At 44.6% G+C, this 22702-nt stretch carries 18 protein-coding genes; 7 read left to right on the forward strand and 11 right to left on the reverse strand.

What is annotated here, in order from left to right; translation table 11 throughout:
- Positions 1 to 160: 160 nt before the first annotated feature.
- Complete coding sequence (locus ABZR88_RS11465) at positions 161 to 1735, reverse strand: ammonium transporter (protein WP_107830373.1); 1575 nt, start codon at positions 1733 to 1735, stop codon at positions 161 to 163.
- A 557-nt stretch (positions 1736 to 2292) separates the two neighbouring features.
- Between ABZR88_RS11465 and ABZR88_RS11470 the strand changes: the two genes are divergently transcribed.
- Positions 2293 to 4464, forward strand: coding sequence for a glutamine synthetase III (locus tag ABZR88_RS11470; protein WP_107830375.1), 2172 nt, complete (start codon positions 2293 to 2295; stop codon positions 4462 to 4464).
- A gap of 109 nt (positions 4465 to 4573) precedes the next feature.
- Here the strand turns inward: ABZR88_RS11470 and ABZR88_RS11475 are convergent, their stop codons facing one another.
- Positions 4574 to 5080 (reverse strand): DinB family protein, encoded by a 507-nt coding sequence (locus ABZR88_RS11475; protein ID WP_107830377.1) that lies wholly within the window; start codon positions 5078 to 5080, stop codon positions 4574 to 4576.
- Positions 5081 to 5191: 111 nt separating this feature from the next.
- Here ABZR88_RS11475 and ABZR88_RS11480 point away from each other — a divergent pair, with 111 nt between their 5' ends.
- Positions 5192 to 6787 carry a L,D-transpeptidase family protein gene (locus tag ABZR88_RS11480; RefSeq protein WP_245917092.1) on the forward strand — a complete coding sequence of 532 codons (1596 nt, stop codon included), beginning with the start codon at positions 5192 to 5194 and terminating at the stop codon, positions 6785 to 6787.
- Between the two features lie 155 nt (positions 6788 to 6942).
- Here ABZR88_RS11480 and ABZR88_RS11485 read toward each other — a convergent pair whose 3' ends face one another.
- From ABZR88_RS11485 to ABZR88_RS11515, 7 genes are all read right to left on the reverse strand, one after another.
- Complete coding sequence (locus ABZR88_RS11485) at positions 6943 to 7794, reverse strand: metallophosphoesterase (protein WP_107830378.1); 852 nt, start codon at positions 7792 to 7794, stop codon at positions 6943 to 6945.
- Positions 7795 to 7872: 78 nt separating this feature from the next.
- The gene (locus ABZR88_RS11490; protein WP_107830380.1) at positions 7873 to 8484 is read right to left on the reverse strand and encodes a TetR/AcrR family transcriptional regulator; all 612 of its coding nucleotides are present in this window, start codon (positions 8482 to 8484) and stop codon (positions 7873 to 7875) included.
- Between the two features lie 155 nt (positions 8485 to 8639).
- Complete coding sequence (locus tag ABZR88_RS11495; RefSeq protein ID WP_107830382.1) at positions 8640 to 9380, reverse strand: SDR family oxidoreductase; 741 nt, start codon at positions 9378 to 9380, stop codon at positions 8640 to 8642.
- 43 nt (positions 9381 to 9423) lie between these two features.
- Positions 9424 to 10971 (reverse strand): DHA2 family efflux MFS transporter permease subunit, encoded by a 1548-nt coding sequence (locus ABZR88_RS11500; RefSeq protein ID WP_107830384.1) that lies wholly within the window; start codon positions 10969 to 10971, stop codon positions 9424 to 9426.
- A gap of 216 nt (positions 10972 to 11187) precedes the next feature.
- Positions 11188 to 13926: a hypothetical protein gene (locus ABZR88_RS11505; RefSeq protein ID WP_107830386.1), complete on the reverse strand. Its 2739-nt coding sequence runs from the start codon at positions 13924 to 13926 to the stop codon at positions 11188 to 11190.
- A 116-nt stretch (positions 13927 to 14042) separates the two neighbouring features.
- Entirely contained in the window at positions 14043 to 14672 is a 630-nt protein-coding gene (locus ABZR88_RS11510; protein WP_107830388.1) for a hypothetical protein, read from the reverse strand.
- Positions 14673 to 15408: 736 nt separating this feature from the next.
- Positions 15409 to 18561, reverse strand: a complete 3153-nt coding sequence (locus ABZR88_RS11515; RefSeq protein WP_107830390.1) for a PAS domain S-box protein — start codon at positions 18559 to 18561, stop codon at positions 15409 to 15411.
- Between the two features lie 176 nt (positions 18562 to 18737).
- Between ABZR88_RS11515 and ABZR88_RS11520 the strand changes: the two genes are divergently transcribed.
- The 4 genes from ABZR88_RS11520 to ABZR88_RS11535 all read left to right on the forward strand — a co-directional run bounded on the left by ABZR88_RS11520 (position 18738) and on the right by ABZR88_RS11535 (position 20454).
- A complete protein-coding gene (locus tag ABZR88_RS11520; RefSeq protein ID WP_107830392.1) occupies positions 18738 to 19346 on the forward strand; it encodes an START domain-containing protein in 609 nt (202 codons plus the stop codon).
- A gap of 140 nt (positions 19347 to 19486) precedes the next feature.
- On the forward strand, positions 19487 to 20008 hold the full coding sequence (locus ABZR88_RS11525; protein ID WP_107830394.1) for a hypothetical protein: 522 nt from the start codon (positions 19487 to 19489) through the stop codon (positions 20006 to 20008).
- 38 nt (positions 20009 to 20046) lie between these two features.
- Positions 20047 to 20223 carry a DUF6496 domain-containing protein gene (locus tag ABZR88_RS11530; protein ID WP_170113662.1) on the forward strand — a complete coding sequence of 59 codons (177 nt, stop codon included), beginning with the start codon at positions 20047 to 20049 and terminating at the stop codon, positions 20221 to 20223.
- A gap of 24 nt (positions 20224 to 20247) precedes the next feature.
- The gene (locus ABZR88_RS11535; protein ID WP_107830396.1) at positions 20248 to 20454 is read left to right on the forward strand and encodes a hypothetical protein; all 207 of its coding nucleotides are present in this window, start codon (positions 20248 to 20250) and stop codon (positions 20452 to 20454) included.
- Positions 20455 to 20671: 217 nt separating this feature from the next.
- Here the strand turns inward: ABZR88_RS11535 and ABZR88_RS11540 are convergent, their stop codons facing one another.
- On the reverse strand, positions 20672 to 21058 hold the full coding sequence (locus ABZR88_RS11540) for a VOC family protein (protein WP_107830398.1): 387 nt from the start codon (positions 21056 to 21058) through the stop codon (positions 20672 to 20674).
- 230 nt (positions 21059 to 21288) lie between these two features.
- Between ABZR88_RS11540 and ABZR88_RS11545 the strand changes: the two genes are divergently transcribed.
- Complete coding sequence (locus ABZR88_RS11545; protein WP_170113663.1) at positions 21289 to 21450, forward strand: hypothetical protein; 162 nt, start codon at positions 21289 to 21291, stop codon at positions 21448 to 21450.
- 70 nt (positions 21451 to 21520) lie between these two features.
- On the opposite strand, the gene ABZR88_RS11550 is transcribed toward ABZR88_RS11545, so the two are convergent.
- Positions 21521 to 22579 carry a glycoside hydrolase family 130 protein gene (locus ABZR88_RS11550; protein WP_107830400.1) on the reverse strand — a complete coding sequence of 353 codons (1059 nt, stop codon included), beginning with the start codon at positions 22577 to 22579 and terminating at the stop codon, positions 21521 to 21523.
- Positions 22580 to 22702 lie beyond the last annotated feature (123 nt).

Here is a 22702-nt window from a genome sequence, read left to right on the forward strand (position 1 = left end):
ATCTTTATCCGGATCAGGGATGCCGGGCAACACAATTGTCGCTCGGCTTATAGTCCCGGTGACTTGGCTTGCCTATGTATCAGCAAACCTATATTTAGCAGGCGTTTTGATGTTTTTAAAAAACCGTGCGGCGTTTCACCGCACGGCTTTCACACATCATTTATGCTAACGGAGCTTTTACGCCAGGCTCGAAAAGACCGCTCAAGCTAACTTCCTCATCATCCTGCGCAGGATAAGCAGAGGTGCCATGTTCAAATGCGTCAATGCCACCTTTCATCAGCTCACCATGCTCTTCAACACGCAGTCTCCATGGATCAGGCAATTTATTCAGTACAAACATCATCAAACCAGCAACAGCAAAGGTACCCAGACAGATAGCACCGCTACCCATTAACTGTTTAACTAACTGATCAGTACCACCGCCGTAGAACAGACCGGTAATTGGATGAGAATCATCTGGTCCGGTTGGGCCGGTGAAACCATATTTACCGCAGGCAAAGAAACCGATAGAAAGCGTACCCCAGATACCGTTCAGGCCGTGTACCGGAACTGCACCAACTGGATCGTCTATACGCAGATACTCTAACAACAGTGTACCGTAGTAAACAATGATACCAGAGATACCACCCAGCAGGATAGCACCCAGCGGGCTAACCCAATAACAAGACGCAGTGATAGCTACCAGACCAGCAAGGAAACCGTTAATAGTGAAACCTACATCAAATTTACCTTTGGTATCACCAAACCACAGGGCCAGGTACATAGCAACCATACCACCGGCACAAGCAGCCAATGTAGTGTTAGCAGCCACACGGCCAATACCTTGCATATCCATAGCAGACAGGGTTGAACCTGGGTTAAAACCATACCAGCCGAACCATAGCAAGAAACCACCTACCGCGGCGATAGTAAGGTTGTGCGGAGCAGGCATGCCGCCACCGTCGCGTTTAAACACACGACCCAGCCGTGGACCTAACACCATTGCACCAGCCAATGAAGCTACACCACCAATTGAGTGTACTACGGTTGAACCGGCAAAGTCAAGGAAACCTTTAGCTACTAACCAACCGTCAGGACCCCAAGCCCAGTGACCAAAAATTGGGTAGATGAAACCGGTTATACCGATTGAGTAAAGGATATCGCCACGGAAACTGGTACGACCAATCATAGCGCCTGATACGATGGTTGAACAAGTATCGGCAAACGCGTATTGGAAAATCCAGTGTGCCAATACCGGGATACCGGTTGCACTATACGTAAGCGGAATATTATTAAGGAAGAACCAAGGTTTACCGTCCTGACCGTGCCAGCCGATAAAGCCATTGCCCCAGCCAAACATAAAGGCGTAGCCAATAGCCCAGAACAGTATACCGCAAAGACAGGTATCGAAAATACATTCCATCAAAATGTTAACGGTCTCTTTTTTGCGGGCGAAACCAGCTTCAAGCATTACGAAACCAGCTTGCATACCAAATACCAGGAATGCTGCAACCAGCGTCCAGATAGTATTTGCTGTATTAATAAGCGACGTTTCCGTTGCCGACGGTGCCGCGGCCGCTGCTGCCTGTGCATGCGCCGGTGAACCCATCAAACCTGGTAAAGACATCATAGCCACGAACACCAGCCCGAGACCAATCATCTTGCCCGACAAAATTGTGGCACCAAGTGCCCACTTCTCACGCGTTATCTTCCGAAACGGCTCGAAGACTCTGTGTTTTGCGAAGTTTACTTCCATTGTTTTAAAAATTTAGTTAGTTAGAAATGATATGTGTGAACGATTATAAAATCCAATTACTATTTAGTTCTATTATTAAAGGACAGATTTTTAAAAAAACTTTCGATTCTGAATTCTTGGTTAATTTATCACCATCATCACTTAATAATTTACATAGTTTTTAAATTTACTATCAAAAACCATTAAACTTTTCATAAAAATACAAATCAAATTCATAAAAACCAAATTTCAATTAAAAAAATCGAATACTTTTTGGATTTTTTATGAAAACACACAAACAAAAGCCTGTTTTTTATCCAAAATTTAGAATTATCAGCTCATTTAATCTATTTTTTTAGTCTTTTTTTAAAGACAAGCACTTTAGACCCATTTTCAACCACCCAAAATGCGCTTTAGAAGAAACTTTCTAAAAAAAAGCACAAAATCAGCACAAAACCATAAAACATTTAAGTTTTAGAGCCCCGATTAACAATTTTCACTCCTTTGTCGATATTTTACCCGATTTTTTCAGCATTATTGGTCAAGAAGTTTAATTTTGAAGTTCAATTACCTAAAAAATGTCAAATTTTCGCTTTCAGGCACTGCAGACGGTGCTCACCAGAACTATCCCCGAAGTAAAATCACCATCAAATAAGATCTCTGATTTTTACGGCGCCAACGTTTTTGATAATAAAAAGCTGAAAGAGTACCTTTCTGGCGATGCCTATCAAAGCATTATTAAATCTATAGACGAAGGCGAACCAATTGCGCGCGAAACTGCGGAGCAAATTGCATCGGCTATGAAGAGCTGGGCCATTAGTAAAGGTGCCACCCACTACACTCACTGGTTTCAGCCATTAACCGGGTCAACTGCCGAAAAGCACGACGCATTTTTTGAGCCAACTGCCGATGGAGCCATTGAACGTTTTAGCGGCGACGCGCTGGCACAGCAAGAGCCCGATGCTTCCAGCTTCCCTAGCGGCGGTATCCGTAATACTTTTGAGGCCCGCGGTTACACCGCCTGGGATCCATCGTCGCCAGCCTTTATTATGGGTCGCACCCTGTGTATCCCTACCGTATTTGTATCCTACACCGGCGAGGCCTTAGATTATAAGGTACCTTTATTAAAGGCATTAAACGCGCTTGACAAAGCTGCGGTTGATGTTTGCCACTTTTTTGATAAAAGCATTGAACGCGTACATGCATCATTGGGTATTGAGCAGGAATATTTCCTGGTAGATCTTGCCTTATATAATGCACGTCCAGATTTGTACCTGACCGGTCGTACCCTGTTCGGCCACATGTCTGCCAAAAACCAGCAGTTGGAAGACCATTATTTCGGTTCGATCCCAGAGCGTGTGTATGCTTTTATGCAGGATATGGAAAATGAGGCCTTATTATTAGGTATCCCGCTGAAAACCCGTCATAACGAGGTGGCACCATCTCAATTTGAGTGTGCACCTGTTTATGAAGAGATCAACCTGGCCATTGACCATAACCAGCTGCTGATGGACCTGATGGACCGCGTAGCCAAGCGCCATAACTTTAAAGTGTTGCTGCATGAAAAACCTTACGCCGGCGTAAACGGCTCGGGCAAGCACAACAACTGGTCTATGATTACCAATACCGGTAAAAACCTGCTATCGCCGGGCAAAACGCCAAAGAACAACCTGATGTTCCTGACGTTTTTTGTTAATACCATCAAAGCAGTATATGAACATGCCGATCTGCTGCGTGCTTCTATCGCTACCGTAAATAACGATCACCGTTTGGGTGCTAACGAGGCTCCGCCGGCTATCATCTCTATCTTCCTGGGCAGCCAGCTGAATGATGTACTGGATGAGATTGAAACTTCACGCATCAGCAAAAAAATTAAAGACGATAGCTTGCTATGGCAAGGCATCCCTAAAGTTCCACAGATTTTTAGAGATAATACCGACCGTAACCGTACATCGCCGTTTGCCTTTACCGGTAACAAGTTTGAGTTACGCGCGGTAGGTTCATCAGCCAACTCGGCTAACCCAATGACCATCCTGAACGTAATCATGGCCGATCAGCTGCGTAAGTTTAAATTCGACGTTGATAAACTGATCCGTAAGGGTGAGAAAAAAGACGTAGCGCTGCTTACCATTATTAAAAGGTATATCAAGGAGTCGAAATCTATCCGTTTTGAAGGTAACGGTTATAGCGAAGACTGGGAGAAAGAAGCTGAAGCACGCGGTTTGAGCAACATCAAAACTACGCCAAAAGCATTGGATGCCCTGATCTCTGAAAAAACCGAGCGCCTGTTTGAAGAAACCGCCGTTTATAACAAACGTGAGGCACTTGCCCGTCATGAGATTTTGCTGGACAGCTTCTATAAAAAACTACAGATTGAGGCCCGTGTAATGGGCGAAATGGTAAATAACGTAATCATCCCGTCGGCTGTCAACTATCAATCAAAACTGATTGAAAACGTGCGCGGCTTAAAAGATATAGGTTTACCACAAGAAACTTACTCGGCACAAATTGATATCATCACCAAAATATCTGAGCACATCAACTTCATCAAAACCAATGTTGAAGAAATGGTAGAAGAGCGCAAAAAGGCCAACATTATTGAAGACCTGCGCGATAAAGCTATTGCTTATGATGAAAAGGTAAAAAGTTACTTCCAGCCTATCCGCTACCACGTAGACAAACTGGAGCAGCTGATTGATGATGCGTTGTGGCCATTACCAAAATTCAGAGAGTTGTTATTTATTAAATAACTAACCCCTCCCGGCCTCCCCTAAGGGGAGGTAAAAGAAAAGCGAAGCTATTCCAGCTTCGCTTTTCTTTTTTAACGATGCAATGAAAGTCCTCCCCTTCGGGAAGGATTTAGGAGGGGTTCAACACCTTCACCGTCACCAACAACTGCCCCGTATGCCGCATGGTATGCTCGGCCATATGCACCAGCAAACCAATCACAGTCGAGGGTAATTGTGCGCGCCCTACTCCCCTTGGTTCGGTTAACGTGTTCTCATCGGTACTTTTTAAAACAACTATCGCTTTATCAACCTGAAGATTAAAAGCTTGAAGCAAACCAGCAAGATTATCCGTTGGTGAGCCCTCCGAGCGCAGGTATTGTAGTTGATCTTCAGATAGCAACCGGCCATCAGCATAAGTTGTCAATCTATCCATCACACCGCGCATGTGTTGCAAATGAAATCCTACCGAGGCCATGCCGGCCACCTTTTCCCAAAGTTTTTCTTTAGGGAAATCCCTTAACATGGCGTTGATCTCCTCGCGGGCTTGCAGTAAGGCATGGGCTACAGGTTGTAATAGTGCGGGCACCTCTGGCAGCGAGCCACGCAGCCAAACTTCTTGCTTTGTTGTGTTTTCCATATAAAAGCTGACTTTAAAATGCTACGAAGGCAATTTGAGCAAATTTCTTAATAGTTTAAGTTTACTGTTATAACACTTATTCTGGATCACTATAGGTAAATTTGCTACCAAATGCTGCCCGCAACTAAAGATGGTACGCGTATTGCGTTTATTACCCCAAACATACATACTACCATGAGTTATCCTAAACATAAACCCTTTATCCTGCTCCTTATCCCGGTTCTGCTGTTATTTATGATGCAGGGGTGTAAAAGGCCGCCGCACTCAGACATTGGCAAACTGCTGAACGACAAAAGCAAGAACAATATCTACAAACAACTAACTGATGAGGGCTACACCGCCGCCGTTAAACAAATACTGCAAAGCAAAAAGGTTGCGCTGACAAACCCAGCGGTTATTAAATCGTTTTATGCCAGCGAAGATTATGAACCGATATTCATCCGCGATCACTTTGTAAATGGCGATCTGGATACTGCAGTGGCTATTCTCTCCCGTTCATCAGTACATGGTTTAAACCCCAAGCTGTTTCATGGCGATGAGATGGCGGCTCTCCTAACCAAACTACGCGATCCAAAAGCTATTAAAACTACCGATGAGGCTTACCAAAATATAGCTCGATTGGAATTGATGATGGCCAATGCACTCATCAACTACGCTAACGATATGCAGTTCGGGGTGGTTAATCCGCATAGAATTTACCAACGCTATTATACTAACACGCTCAGACCGGATAGTACTTCTATGAAAAAAGTGTTCGCTGCCCAGGATTTGAAAGCTTACCTGGACAGCATCCAGCCACACTCGCCGCAATACATGGCACTACAAAAAGCATTGACAACCGGCTACACCGCACCAGGCATGACACAGGAAGAAACCAAACGCATCTTGCTGGTAAATATGGAACGTCTGCGATGGAAAAACAAGCCTGCAGAACCACGTTATGTACAGGTAAACATCCCCGCTTTTCAACTAGATGTGATGGACCAGGGCCACAGCACGCTGAACATGAAGGTTTGTGTTGGCGAGGGCCGTAATAAAGATTTCACCAAAAGTTTGGTAAGATATGACGACACCGATATGGTAGATCACCCGGTAAGAAGGGAAACACCGCAGCTAACCAGCCTGATCAACGAAGCACAGGTGAACCCAATCTGGAACATTCCGGTAAGCATCGCCTCAAGAGAAATAATTGTGGAGGCCGATAAAGACCCTTACTATCTATCTAATAAAAACATCAATGTATACCGAGATGGTAAATTGGTTGATGACCCCGAAGATATTGATTGGGGCGACCCGAAAGCGGCCGAAGAATATTCATTCAAACAGCAACCGGGCGAACAAAATTCATTAGGCAAAATCAAGTTCCTGTTCCCTAACAAAAGCAGCGTTTACCTGCATGATACCCCGGCCAAAAACGCGTTTAACTACAACAAGCGCGATGTCAGTCACGGTTGTGTTCGTCTGGAAAAACCGCTTGACCTGGCCCGGGCACTTTTCGGCGACGGCGAAAAGTATAATTTGATAGAGAAATATATGGGCGAGGATAATGCTAAAACAGTAGATATTGCCTTACCTAAAAAGGTACCAGTATATATTACTTACGTAACCTGTTGGGCCGATGATGCCGGCGCACTGCAATTCAGACCCGATGTTTATGGGTTGGATATTGTGCTATATGGCAATTTGCAGAAAAGGATGTTGATATAAACCCCTCCTAACCTCCTCCCAAGGAGGGGAATAAATATTAGCAAATATGTCATGCTGAACGATAGCAAAGCATCTCTGACGCAAATCTACGACGAGGTTCGCGGGATGCTTTGCTATCGCTCAGAATGACAACATGGCCAGAGAACTATTCGATATTATATCTTCAAAGAATTCATCTTCGGGTTCTGACTGGCGTTGATCTGATAGGTATTGATCTGATGATCCTCCGTCACCTCTACTATGCGGTAACCTTTATAATCTGTACCCCAGTTGCCGCCAAAATGCGAATCAAACAGGTGCGGCAATTTATCTGTATAACGAATGCCATCCAGCGAATGATCATGTCCATGGAAGCAGGCTTTGATATTTGGATAGCTATGCAGCAGTTTTACAATCTCCGGGCAATCTGTAAAAATGCTTTTCTCCTCTGGTAGCCACTGGTGCGGGGCGATGTGCAGCACGGCAAAAACAATCTGCTTGTTTTTGTACTGTTCAAAGGCTGATTTCAAGAAATTATAATCCGGACAAACGTAACCGCCTTTATTGTCTGCCGTATTGGCGAAAACCAGGCCGATATCGCCTTTATCAACCATATAGTGATCCTCGTAACCAAAAACGTTTTTCCAAATGTCAGTATCGGCAAAGTCATGATTGCCCGGGATGGTATAATAAGGTACCGGCAGCTTATCCAGGTAGGTCTGTTTTACTTTAGGCAGCAGGTCCGGGCGATTGTGCACCAGATCGCCATTGATAATAATAAAATCCAGATGATTAGCCTGGTGCTCTTTATGCATCCAGCTTACCATGTCGCTGTAAAATTTATCACTCTCGGTATCAGGCTGACCATAGTGCCCGTCAGACGCCAGCGCAAAACGCAATTTAAACTTACCCGGCGCAGCCTTACGCTCAGGCAACTCCTCCCCTGCAAAAGCGTTAACGGCCGGCAGCAAATTCAGTCCTGCCACGCCCACAATACCAGTTTTAATAAAATTACGGCGATTACTCATATAGATAGCTTTGTTTGTTTTGCGCCAAAGCTATCTTTTCAATGTTAAGTTAAGTTTAAGATGATAGATCAGGTAGAATCAATCGACCTTCTTCAACGCTAAAATGATCTGCTCAACCGTTTCCAGGGCTCTGTCCAAATTACTTGGAGAATTGGTTACTTTACCAATCATCACCCCGCCTTCAATCAGGGCTATAATAGCAACAGCAGTTTGCAATTTATCTACATCGGGCTTAAACTCCCCGGCCTCAATACCACCCTCAATCATTTTAACTATCTTTTCTTTCCAGCGGATGATAGCCTGGGCAGCCCTATCGCGCAGTGGCGGATTGGTGTCATCGGCCTCTATGGCTGTATTTAAGATAGGGCAACCACCGGGGATAAACCCTGCTCCACGGGAGAAGCTGTGATAAACTTTTACATATACCAGCAATTTATCGGTATAGGTTTGCGCATTATCAATTAGCGTTGTTACCCTTCCACGTACTATGGAGTGGTTATAGTCAAATACAGCCAGGGCTACTTCCTGCTTATTGGCAAAATTGCCGTAAATGCTGCCTTTGGTTAAACCGGTAGCCTCGGTCATATCATTCATAGACGTTCCTTCATATCCCTTGGTATTGAATATGGGCGCCGTGCGCTCAATAATGAACTGCCGGGTACGCTCTGATTTTGACATCGGTTTTTCCATGATTACAATATTAGTGAATTATGAGTTGTACGCACATATTTATAATACCAACATGTCATGCTGAGGAACGAAGCATCTCTGACGCAAATCTATCTGGAATATCCTAAGAGATGCTTCGTTCCTCAGCATGACATAGTTCTAACTATAATGTCAATTTATCGCTCGTTTAACGCCAGGAACGCATCGTTATAAGTTGGCGCGTAAGCCAGGGCATGAATACCTGCGGTATTGCCGGTATGTATTTCGTAAACATCATTTTCAAAACCGTGCAACAGGGTATCGGCTACTTCTGCCGGTGGGATGCCGTTTTCGCCGCCAATCTCGGCAGAGAAGGCAGTGTTTACCAGCGGTGGCATCAGCTCAAATACTTTAATATTGGTGGTTTTGCTCAGGGCATAACGCAGGGTTTGAGTATAAGAGTGCAGGGCTGCTTTACTGGCGCTATAGGTTGATATAATAGTTGACGGCACCAGCGCCACAATTGATGTTACGTTCACAATGGCGGCTTCAGCGCTTTTCTGCAGCAATGGCAACAACTCTTCGGTTAGACGAACAGCCGAAAAGAAGTTGGTCTGAAACTCATCCGCAGCTTTGGTAGCAGCATCTGCATCGGGACCAGGCTGATAGTAGTAAGCGTGACCGGCGTTATTGATCAATACATCCAGGCCGCCAAATTCGGCCAGAAGGAAGTTTTTCAGTGCGTCTGTATCTGCAGGTTTATTAATATCGGCTGTAAAATAGGCGGCGCCAATTTCATCTGCAGCGGCTTTCAGTTTAGCCTCTGTACGACCGGTAATAATTACTTTGTTGCCTTTAGCAACCAGTTGTTTAGCAATTTCAAAGCCTATGCCCGAACCACCGCCGGTAATCAGAGCTGTTTTGTTTGTAGTATTCATTTCGTTTTAATTTTTATGATGATAAATTTTATTGTTTATTGATTTAATGATCTGACAGCACCACCGCCGGGCGTTTCTGTGCCGGTTTCTTGACCAAAAGCAACAGTGGCAGCGTAGCGGCAAACAGCAGACCAATGAGCATATAGGCATCCAGGTAACTCAGCATTGATGATTGTTTGACCACCTGTGTTTCTATCAATGCCATTGCTTTTTGCTTGGCTATAGAAATATCAAAGCCTTTTTGCTGCAGATAAGCCACATAGCCGTTGAAGCGTTGGGTGAAAGATGGATCGCCCGGCGCGATATGACTGATGAGGTCTACCCGGTGCAGCGCAGTGCGCCTTGCGGTATAAGTATTAACAATAGAGATACCGAACGAGCCACCCAACTGGCGCATCATATTATTAAGTGCTGCGCCCTGCGGCATATCTTTAGCCGGCAAGCCCGATACGGCCAGCGCAGTTAACGGCACGGTGAGCAATGCAATGCCCAACGCACGGAAGATGAGCAGGAAGCTTAACTGGCTCGATGATACCTCGAAGTTAATTTGTCCCATGCGCCAACTGAAATACATAAAGAGCGCAAAACCTGTAATGATAATTACGATTGGCGAAAGACCTTTTTGTAACAAGGTACCCGATAGCATCAGTGCAAAAATGGCGGTAATGGCACCGGGTAACAGTAACAGACCTGTCTCGGTTGGAGTAAAATTGAGTAATCGCTGGGCTACAACAGGCGTCATAAATACCGAAGTAAACAGACCGATACCGGTGACAAAGGTGAGTACCGCGGCAATGCTGAGCGTACGGCTTTTTAGAACCCGCAGGTTTACTACCGGATTATTTATCTTTAGCTCCCACAACACAAATGCAACGAGCGATATAATGGCAATAACTGTGAAAGCAGTTATATAACCGGTAGCAAACCAATCTTCAGTTTGCCCGCGCTCTAATACGGTTTGCAGTGTACCGATGCCTGCGCTGAGCAAGAAGATGCCGGTCCAGTCTACCTTGCTGACGGCCGCCTTCACCTTGGGTTCGGTCAACAGGAAATAACAAGAAACAGCTGCTGCTATACCAAGCGGAATGTTGATGTAAAAAATCCATGGCCATGAGTAATTTTCGGTAATTACGCCGCCCAGTGTCGGACCGATAGTTGGCCCTACAAACACGCCAATACCAAACAGCGCACTGGCTACTCCGCGTTTTTCTTCAGGAAATAACTCAAACATTACTGCTTGCGATACCGATAACAGTGCACCACCACCCAGTCCTTGTATAAAACGGAACGTTACGAGCTCCCAAATGTTACCGGCGTTACCGCACATAAACGAACATACCGTAAATACAATAATGGACCCGATATAGTAATTACGACGCCCCAGCTTAGTAGTTAAAAAGCTGGTGATTGGGATAATGATTACGTTAGCAATGGCGTAAGAGGTAATCACCCAGCTGGTATCCTCCAGTGTGGCACCCAGGTTACCGCTCATGTGTGAGAGGGCTACATTGACGATAGAGGTATCTATCAGCTCCATCACCGCAGCGGCTATAACAGTGAGTATCAGCAATTGTCTTTTTAGTTGACTCATTTCAGATTGATATTTTATACCAATTGGTATATTTTATTTTATAACGATCCTTGTTTCTGTTAAAACAAGCGGCTTTAACTGCTACCGTTTTGACAATACAATATTAAATCATAAAATATACCAAATGGTATATTTTATGTCATTTTCTTAAAATCGTTTTAAAACAAAAAATCCCCGGCTGGCAGGCCGGGGATTTTACTAATACAATGATCGTTTTTATTGCACTCTATAGCGATATACGCTCCTGCCCAGGTTACCTTGCTTGTCCATACCTTCAACTACAACACGGTAAGTGGTACCGTTACCATCGGCATTATAATACTGCAGTGTAACGTTGCCGGTAGTTTTATCGGTAGTTACTTTAGGGTTCCAATAGATGGTGCTGCGCAGATCGATACCCACCCCACTTGGTTTACCAACCTCATATTTTGGCGAGTAAAATTCGCGTACCATATTATAGCCACGCGGCACATAGCTTACTATATACGGCGGCGGCAACAATTCGCGTATCTGGTCCATAGTAAGTTTGGTACCTTTTGGCTTTTTCTTTTTGTTAATCACCAGTACACCGTTAGTATTATCGCGACGGTTAATACCGCTCAAACCATCGTTCATAAACACCTCTACCGATTCAATATCGTTTGCATTAACGGTTTGCATTGCAGGCGCGTCAACCTGTAAGCCATCTAAAAATATAGCCATTTCGCGTTTATCGCCCTGGTTGTAGCTGCGGGTTACATAAAACTTCTGATCAACATAAGTTACCCCTAAAGCAGATGTGGCCAAACACTCTGCAAAGAAATTACAGCCTTTAAACCGATCTCCGTTAATAACATGATCAGCTTCCATAGCCAAACCCGTTAATGACGGATATTCTGTATGCCTTGGGCGCTGCGGCTGTACGGTACTTTTAATAACCACCTCGTGCAGCATATGCTTGGTTTCATATTCTTTTTTGCTGTTATCCAGGTAAGGGCGCAACAAGCTGTCGATATTCATACGCTCATCCGGCATATTTACAATGCGCGATGGACCGGCCTCTTTCTGGCCGTCAACCATAATCATCAGGTTGTTCGCGTTAACGTTGTTACGAGCATTCAGGGTAACCTTCATGGTGTCATTAACCACCACATTATTGAATTTAAACACCCCTTCGGCATCGGTAATGGTCTCGGCCGAGAAGTTTTTATCCGGAACAAACAGGCGCACATTGCCTTTAAAAATAGGCAGCCCCGTGCTATTGCGCAAAGTACCAGAAATGGTAATGCCCGACTCTGGCATGTAAGTTACCTTTGGCATGCGGCCGGCCACAATATCTCTATAAGAGAAACGGCGGTACCCTTGGGTCAGCATCAGCACATCCAGATCGGCAACGGTTTTAGCGTCTTTTTTGTTGAAATAATAGTTGGGTTTTTCTACATAACCACGCAGGTCTGAGGTGAGCAACAAACTGGTAAGGATGGTGGTTTCGCCGTCTTCATCTACAGGCACTTTCTTCTCATCAATTACTGCTACAGATAGGCCGGCATCTGCAGGCGCTGTACCATTTTTGGCCGAGATATTCAATTTTACCGGCTGGCGACGGCCATATTGTGGCTTATCTGTGGTAACATTGAGCGTCATCAGGTCATTGCGCTGGATAAATACTAATCGCTCGCTAATAGGTATACCGTTTGAGCCAAATAGTGTAATCTGCAATATACCAGTGCCGAACTTGCTTTTAGGAATGCTGGCCTGGTAAACCGAGCTTTGCAACTTGGTTTGTGCGGCATATTTAATAAAGCCGCCGCATTGGGCAACAATGTAATAGGTCTTATTTTGATTAGCCTTAAAATAGGCATCATTAGCGGCAATTTTGATGTTCAGATTCTCGCCATCGCCGTTCATGGCTGATAGATTGATGCCGCTTTGCGAAATACGCGGGATGTTATAAGTGCCCTGCGTTCCATCGGCAAAACTGATATTGGCTTTATAGGTTTTACCAACCTCGGGTTGTAACAACAACAAACCCATACCCAGGTGCTGCGACTCAAAAGTGGTTACTTCCTTACCCTCATTATCAACCACAGTACCTTTAAAATCCAGTCCTAACCCGTTTGCTCTAACTGCTTTTACAGCCACTTTTGATGGTATACCGGCAATAAGATCGCCCCCTTCAGGGAAAAACTGCACATCCTTACCTGTTGATGCCGCCTTAAGGAAAAACGTATTTACCGGTTTTTTAGCGTCCAGATCAATCTCTGTAAACAATACCGATGAACCCAATGCCAGCGGCGATGCTGGTGGCAGCGTAATAGTGGCATATCCATTGGCATCAGTATTTACCCGACCCTTGCCCGTATCTTCATGACTGGTTTCTACGTGCCAGTTTACTCTTTTATCAGCCAATGGCTTACCCTGCGCATCAGTAAATTGCACTTTGGCCGTAACCGGCGTTTGCGCAGTGGTGCCACCAGTAAAATTAACGTTTACTGATACCTCTTTATTGATCTGGTTGCCAATGGTGATTACTTTATTGAACAGATAAGCCGGATCAAAATTGAGCATCCATTGGGTATAACCTCGCAGGCGATAATTGCCCTGCTTCAACTGCGGCGAAAGCAAAAAGTTACCAGCAGCCATACCATCAACCAACGGTAGTTTTTGTGAGGCAACAAGCGAATCCTGCTCGTTGTACATATCAATATATACCACCTTACTCATGGTGCTGGGCGCATGTTGATCTACCGTTACGTAACTTTTAAGCCAAACGGTGTCGCCAGCGGCATAATAAGGCTTATCAAAATGTACATAAACCTTCTCGACCGGGTAATCATTAGTGTACTTTACAGATTTGGCCAGCAGATCATTCAAACTTACCGAATCTTTACGGGGCACTAGTGGAGTAAACTGGGCAAAAGCCGATGCACCAACCAGTAAGAAAAGGCACAGGGGTAAAAATCTCTTGAAATTCATTACAGAAAAAGCGGGTATAAATAGACGGGCTCAATATAGTTATTTATGCAGAGCAACGAAGAAAAGCCCATTTTATTTAACACTTTTTTGCAATTGATCAGCCTTGTTGCGGCTGCTTACCGATCCACCTTTACACCTTCTAAAACTCCCTCTACCAACTTTTGCCATTGCACGCCCGACAAACCTAACCGGGCCGAAAGTGCAATAGCTGTATTACGCATTTTATCGTGCAGATCTACCCCATCATTATTAGCTGTTTCGTTCCGGCCGTGTTGCTCGCAACTCACTTTGAAACCGAACCGGGATACAATAAATGTATTGGTAGAAGCATCGCTGAAAAAGTGAGCAACGGCAGCATCATCAGTACGTGGGTCGGGCACCGGGCGAACGGTCATCGCAATAAACTCTTCGTTGGTATGCTGATTGCCATCGGCCTCAATCCGTTCTACGCGCACCCATTCCAACCCATGGCCTGCATCCGGACCGCGGGTACCTGCCAAATCAATATAGAAGTACAAACCTTCTTCGGCCCAGCCGCCAATTTCTTCGCCCAGGTTATTAGTTAGTTTAAAAAACGATGAGCCGGCGCCGGCATACAAATGCCAGTTGCTTACATCAACCATCCGCTCGGCTGCTTTAAGAAAACGGGTGTGGGCTTCATCTGTAGTGGCAAATGAAAGGCTGTACGAAAAATCTGTTTGCCCACCCAGCAATTGCTGCGGTATTTGCTCTTCTGCGTGTTTCATAAAACCTCCTCCTAAACTTTCCTAACAGACGGTTTTAGACATGGTTTTAGTTTTTTATGGAAATGAAGAAGGATATTGGGCTGGCTAAGTTGGGGTTTAGCGTAATTTTTCCTCTTAACTTAAATGAAACAAACATTATAAGTCAAATAGATACATAATCTATATAATAAATTACTTCATTTAAATAAAGGGGATTACATGGCGTTATTGACTGATAAACAAGAAACAGACTTAAGTTATCTTATAAAGAAAATTTATCCACAGAGGATGTTCCACAACTCCCCTTTTTGTAGAAAAGCTTACCTATATAACATCCTCAAAACCTCCAACTAATGCGCATAGATGCGCTTTTGGCACTTGGCAACAAATTTGCCTTTTATTAAACAACCTAATTATTGCTTAAACCAAAAACAAGGGAGGGGATATGAATACGCTGCTAACTGCATTTACTGAACGCTTCTTACAAAGACCATTAATAAGCGAAGCTATCTTAGATTTTCTGCTTTTCTTTTCTGTACTTACAGCACTATACTTTTCTTGTAGACTGATTATTGCCCGGCAGCATATCCTACAGCGGATAGTCCACAGAAATCATCGTATGCATGTAGTTTCGTACGAGAAAACACCGGTAAAAGCAGCTACCGAAAAGCATTTTTTGATCTTAAGATCGGTAACTTTAAAAATAGTTAAGTAATTAAAATACAAACTATTTAAATCATCAAAATAAAGCAAAGCATTAATTAACTAAGGGAAGGGTGAATGAGAAAACTGATCCTTCATTGGGTTTGCTTTCTACGCATATCTGACTACCGTGGCGGCGCACAATCTCATCTGAAATAAAGAGGCCCAGACCTAATCCCTGGAAACGGTGAGATTGCTGATCTACGCGATAAAAGCGATTAAAAAGACCCTCCATGTGTTCTGGCGCTATACCGATACCATAATCCTGAATAGCAATTTTCAGGCGGTCTGCTTCTCGGCAATAGGTAATTTTGACCGGACCACCATCGGGCGAGTATTTGACAGCATTACTCAGCAGATTTACCAGCACCTGTTCAATGCGGTAACGATCTCCGTGGCAGGTCATCCCTCCCAGCGTTTCCAGCGTCAATTGGTGGCGCGGCGAGATTTCTTGTACACTTTCAATCGCATCAGCCAAGGCTTCCGCGATATTGAAGTCCTCTTTCTGGTAAGTCATTTTACCGGCGTTAATACGCGATACATCCAGCAGTTCTTCTATCAAGCGCTCCAGGCGTTGCAATTGCCGGTCTGCCTTGTGCGATAGTGCAGCCAGGCGATGTTCGCCCGTCATTTCACGCTGCATCAATTGGAAGAAAACTTTAATGGTGGTGAGCGGGGTTTTCAGTTCATGGCTGGCAATGCTAATAAATTCATCTTTCTTACCCATTAACTGCTGTATGGCCTGCGTAGCCTGCTCCTGCTCCTGAATATCTGTCATGGTACCGATATAGCCGTAAAATGCCGGATTAAACACCGGTTGGGCATTATCCAGCATCCAACGATATTCACCTGTCGGGGCGTGTTTAAAGCGATATTTCAGGTGCACCGGCTGGCGGGCCTCAAAAAGTGTGTTAAACTGCTGTACGGCTTCTTCCCGATCGTCCGGGTGAATATTGCCGGTCCAGTCAGCTTCATTAATATGATCGGTGGTAACACCGGTAAAGGTACGCCAGGTATCATTTACAAAAACAGTTTCACAACTGGCATTTACCTGCCAGATAGGCAACGAGTTAAGCTGCGTAACTGCTTTAAAATGTGCCTCACTCATCATCAACGCTTCTTGTATGGCTTTCTGCTCATGGATATCTGTACAGGTACCTACCCAAACGGTAATATTACCCGCCTCGTCCTTATGCGGCGAGAAACGCGAGAGATGCCAGCGGTACTGACCATCAACACGGCGAAGACGATGTTCAAATACAGACTCCCTCCCTTCTTCTATCGCCTTCGGCCACATCATGGTAGCCATCGGACGGTCATCCGGATGAATAACATCCCATACTCTACTATGCAATTCGGCAAAACTACTGGTACCGGTATAATCATACCAGCCCTTGTTATAATAAGTAGCCTTACCATCGGGCGCAGACGTCCACATTTTATGCTGAATAGCATCAGTCAGGAAACGAAACAGCTCTTCGCTGGCCTTTAGCTCATTGAGGGCTTTTTTGTGCGCGGTAATATCTTCTGTAATAGAAATGGTATACGTAGGCGCTTCACGCTCATCGCGCACAATAGAGGTACTATTACGTACCCAAATGATATGTCCATCGTGGTGATAGTATCGTTTTTCAAATACAAAATCGTCAATTTCCCCGACAAAAAGCTTTTGGTACAGCTCTGAATTTTTCTCAATGTCATCCTGATGGGTAATAGATCTAAAATCTTTGCCCAGCAAATCTGCTTCAGTGTACCCGGTTATGCGGGTAAAGGCCTGGTTAGCACGCATCAGTTTGCCATCCATATCAGAAAGCAGTATGCCTACACTGGCATTTTGGAATGCCACGCTATAGCGCTCTTCTATTTCCTTTAATGCTTGCTGAGCTTCTTTTCTTTGTGTGATATCTACCAGTACACCAGTAAATAACGGTGAACCATCTTGAGTATCTGTTTCAACACTGCCGCGGGCAAAAAACCAGCGCGTCTGACCGTTAATGATGGCGCGATATTCGGTTTCATAAACTTGCCCCAGCGCCGCGGCTTCTTCTCTGCGCCGGTCTATCAGTGTAACATCATCGGGGTGCACCATACGGCCCAACACGTCCCTGTCACAACCATCGGGCGAATAGGGAATATCGAACATGCGCGAAAGGTTCTCATCAGGATATAGCCTGTTGGTCTCCATGTCCAAAATCCAGGTACCTACCAGACCCGATGATAGCGCCGACTTTAACTGGGTCTGCGTAATCTTTAATTTATCTTCAACTTGTTTACGGCGTGCAAGCTCATACTGGGCTTCTTCATTTAGCTGCGCGTTCTCCAGCGCAAGGCCAATATGGTGGGCCAGGTTTTGCGCAAACTGCAAATCTGTTTCGTCATAATATTTGCCCGGTGTGGTAGAAATAAACTTGATAGCTCCGATAATGGTATCTTTACTAAACATGGGCACAGTAATGATTGACTGCAATCCCATCTGCACTATCATTTCTAATCTGTCCTGCTCCCGCACCACATCTTCTAATATCTCCGGCGTTACGCGTTGTATCAGGGACGACTTTCCTGAGCGCAATACCTTGGCTATACCCCGCTCACTGTCTATCTGTACCGGGAAAGCTTCACGATATTTTTCGGCCCATTGTTTTTTTTCAGGATCATCATAAGCTAATATTAATTGCTCCAGTTGCTCATCCTTCAACACATCAATGGTAAACCATCCCGCAAAATGCGGCACAATCAGCTGCGAAATCTTATCTATGGCACTTTTGGTATCGCGTACACGGGCAAGTTCGCGTGCGGCTACATCGAGGTAGCCCAAAAGGTGTTCTTGCTTCTTGCGCGCACTGATATCTTTTAAAAACAACAGCGTATACCGCGAACCTACGGCATCGGTAAAAATCATGGAATCAGCCAGCACAAAAATTTGCTGACCGTTGGCGGTTATGCCTTCAAAATCGGCGCCACGCAATTCTTCGCCGCGCAACAGGTAATTACGGCTATCGGCAGCAACCGAGGGATCATGATAGATGCGAAAAAAATCAGCACCAACTAACTCAACCACCAATTGGTTTGACAACGCACCAGCTGCCTGGTTGGCCCAAACAATGGTAGCGGTATGATTGACCATTAGCACCGGTACCGGGCAATGCGCATAAACCTGTTGCAATTGCTCAGGTGCTGTAATCATGCTTTTGCCAGGGGTGCTCACCATGTTTAAAGTCGGGTTAAATAAGATTTGATAAAATTAATTTTTAAAGCATAACTTAAAAATAGCAAAAGTATTCTCTATTAGAATTTAGTTTTTTGAAGATAACCTTCAATATCAGCCAACTATATCACCCCAACAAACGTTCTACCTTCATTACCTTTAATTAAAAACATACCAATATGAAACTATTAGCGCTTATTTTGTTGCTATTACCGGCTATTTGCACGGCCCAGGACAACTGGGAGTTAAAGAAAAATGAAGATGGTATTTCTGTATATACCCGTAAGCTGGAGAACGAAAAATTTAAAGAGATTAGGGTTGTATGCGAGATAAACGGCAGCGTAAAGCAACTATACGGCATATTGCAAAATGTGAACCATCATAAAGATTGGGTGTATGGCACCATGGACTCGCACCTGATTAATCGCAAGAGTGCAGATACCATTTACTATTACTCGTCTGTCCACCTGCCCTGGCCAGCCAGCGACCGTGATCTGACGGTGCAACTGGTCTTAAAACGCGATAATGATGACAAGAACCTGCACGTACACGCCATGGGGGTAAACAACATTCTGCCAGAAAAACCAAAATTGGTTAGGGTCCCCTACTCTTTAGGCCTATGGAATGTCAGCACGGTTAATAACAACAGAATCAAAATAGAATACATTTTTAGTGTAGATCCCGGTGGCTCGCTTCCTGCCTGGCTGGTCAATATGATGGCAGTGCGAGGCCCTTTTAACACATTTAAAAATTTAAAAGAGTTGATGGATTCGCAAGCTAAAAGGTGAAAGCACAAAGCTAAAGCTCTTTGTAAATCTGTTATTTACATCAATACAGGTGGCTTTTTACTTTTTCCTTTCAGCTTTAGGCTTTTGCAAAAACAAAACGCGTTGATCTGTACTTAATCATATAACCAAACAGCAACATTATGAAACACGCATTCATTTTCGGGACTAACTTATACCTCACTGCAGGTAACACTGTCACCTATGCTGATGACAATCACAAGATCGATTTTTTAAAGATCTATTCGTTTTATCATCCAGAACGAAATCAGGAATTGGTGATAGAAGCAAAAATTTCATTGCCGCACAATGGCGGCTTGCTAACTATTGACCGTAACAAGGTGGACACCACGGGCGATATCCGGGTTATGATAGCGCCCAACCGAATCAAGATATACCACGAGGGCCACACTGAGCCCATATTTGATGTGTATCAAATGGATCAACACGAATGGGCTGGCCTGTCAAGCCACGTGCTGAACGAATTTCACTCTCAACATCCGGATGTATTGATCAGGGTTAAAGGTGAATTTGAGGTAGAAGGCAACAGCATCATCAGTGATAATGAAAAACTTTACGTAAATGGCGATAGTCGCGCCAACGGTGTATCAAACGAACGCGAGCGGGTGATACTTACGCCAGATAACGTACATGTACATGCCTAAGCTTATTGAGGTTTATTTGTTAAACTAAATTAATTGGAATGGCAAAATATTCAGAAAAAGCAGCGCATAAGGTTGAGAAAACCATGCACGAGATGAAAGAAGGAACGTTAAAAAGCGGATCGGGTAAAAAGGTAACTTCTAAAAAACAGGCTATAGCCATTGGTTTGTCTGAAGCCCGTAATGAAGGCGCAAAAGTGCCGAAGAAGAGATCATGATCCTACCGCTAAAATTCTAAGAAGATGAATAAGCCAGAAAACAGGCCCAAAAACGGAAATAACACCAACCTGGTTGATAAACCGCTAAATAAAGGCCAGCAACAAAACAACCAACGTAAAAACGACTCGCCACGCAACACTAGCGACAGCAGCAAACCTAACGCCCAGACTGATGATGAACACATCAGCAGTTCTAACAAAGATGGCGGCCCGGCAGGCGAGAACTTGTAGACCTAAATTTACAAAAAACAAAAGAGGCTGATTGGATATCCAATCAGCCTCTTTTGCTTTTAATGCCCCCCATTTACGTCATTGCGAGGAACGAAGCAATCTCTGCATAGGACATTCTGATTAGCAAGCCGGATTTGCATGTACAGAGATTGCTTCGTTCCTCGCAATGACGAAGAGAAACTAATCTTAATAAATCACTAATCACCTCTGCAGGGCATTAATTCTGTGCGTGCAAACCAATCTTATTGCCTTCGGTATCCATTACAAAGGCCATAAAACCAATCTCTGGTGATATTTCGGTCGGTGGCATCAATACTTCACCGCCAAAATCTTCAACACGGTCTACAATCAGTTTCAGGTTTGGATTAGCGTTAAGATACAATATTGCGCCTTGTTCTGACGGCTCATGAAAATCGCTGCGAACAATTGCGCCACCAACTTTGCCCGACTCCATGGCAATGGGGAAACCCATCATTTCCATGCCCATCATTTCTTCCATGGGCACCATGTCCATATCAAAAATACCTTCGTAAAACTCGCGTGCGCGCTCAATGTCGCTTACCGGTATCTCAAACCAGTTGATTGCGTTAGCTGTAGTCTCCATAATTTAAATTATTTATAAGTGATGTTTATAATGAGAGCTAATATAAACCCGAGGTGTTTGCCAGAAAGTTAGCCTGTTGTTAACAAAACTTGAAAAACACGCGATTTTGAGGGTTTTTAAGCCCGAAGGTTGATACAAGCGTTATCTTTTTGTTAAATCGCTTAAAACCTCGAAAACAGAGCACAAATGACCCTGTTTTTTGTTGTAAATGAGTAATCAAAGCAAAAGCTATGAACTACTCAATAGTTGCCATCATAGGCGCGGTAGCCGTGGTACTTATCCTCTTCCTCATTTGGCGTAACCGCAAAGACGAAAAAGATTTTAAAAGGAATTTCACCCAATCGGAGCTAAAACCTGACGAGGAGGAAAAGCTGCCTCCGCCTGTGGAGTAAAGGAGTAAAATCTAAATCCATAAAAGAATAGTTGTCATCCCTCCCTACGGTCGGGATGACATTTTTATAATTACACCCCTAACGCCGCAAAAATCTCCTTAATAGAAAGCTTCGCGCCGCATACAAACTCATCGGCAGCACCGTAGTACATAGTAATGGTATCGCCATCGTCTTCCAGTACATGACCATTGGTAAATACTACATGACCGAAGAATCCGCTGGTTTCATACTCCTCTGTTGGGATCATGATAGGGTCATGCGCGCGGGCCAGTACTTTTGAGGGATCATTCAGATCAAGCAGTAACGCGCCTAAACAGTAGCGATGTTCTTTGGTAGCGCCGTGATAAATCTCCAGCCAGCCCTTGCCCGTTTTAATAGGCGATGCCCCGGCACCTACCCGGCCGCTATCCCAGTTGCCTGGCCGAGTTTTAGCTATACATTTATGATTACCCCAGTGCAAACCATCCGGCGATTCGGCCAGCCAGATATAGTTGCCCCCCAGATCAACACTACTTGGGCGATGCAGGGCATAGAACTTACCGTTTATCTTTTCCTCAAAAATGGCACAGTCTTTATTGTGCGGCGGCAATATCATTCCGCCAGATTCAAAGGTTTTCCAGTCTTTGGTCATCTTCATACTCACACCTACGCCACTTTCTGATACAGCGGTAAAGGTGAGATAGAAAGTGTCATCAATCTTCGTAACACGGCAATCTTCAATCCCAAAAGTCTGTAGGGCACCCAGCCCGAATAGTTTAGCATAACCTTCAGGCTCGTAAAACTTCACGCCATCATCACTACAAAGTAGGCGCAGGTGCGAGAGCGTGGTGAGGTAGTCTATACCTTTATAGCGCACCACACGGGCGTCGGTAGCAATCAGATCGGCATCATTAAGGGGGATTTCCATAATCTGGGTTTCGCCCAGCTCGGTAAGGATGGGGAACGATACATGGATCTCGTTCTGTTCAGGCCGCTCTGCTACCCGCACCAGCAGCCAGATCTTGCCATCAAACCTAAAAGCGCCCGGATTAAGCAAACAGGCTATGCGCAACCCATCTTGACTAGGCGGCAGGTCTTTGGGCGACAATAATGGGTTCTGTGGAAAACGCTTGGCAATATCAGTACTCATGTAAAAGCAACAGATCGCTTTTAAAATGGTTCAGGCTTATTTAAAATCGAGGGTACGACTTCCCTTTTGTAACAATAACATATAACCCGCACACTACAGGATGCCGGGCCGCATACACTGCGC

It is taken from the genome of Mucilaginibacter yixingensis (assembly GCF_041080815.1).
GTDB lineage: Bacteria > Bacteroidota > Bacteroidia > Sphingobacteriales > Sphingobacteriaceae > Mucilaginibacter > Mucilaginibacter yixingensis.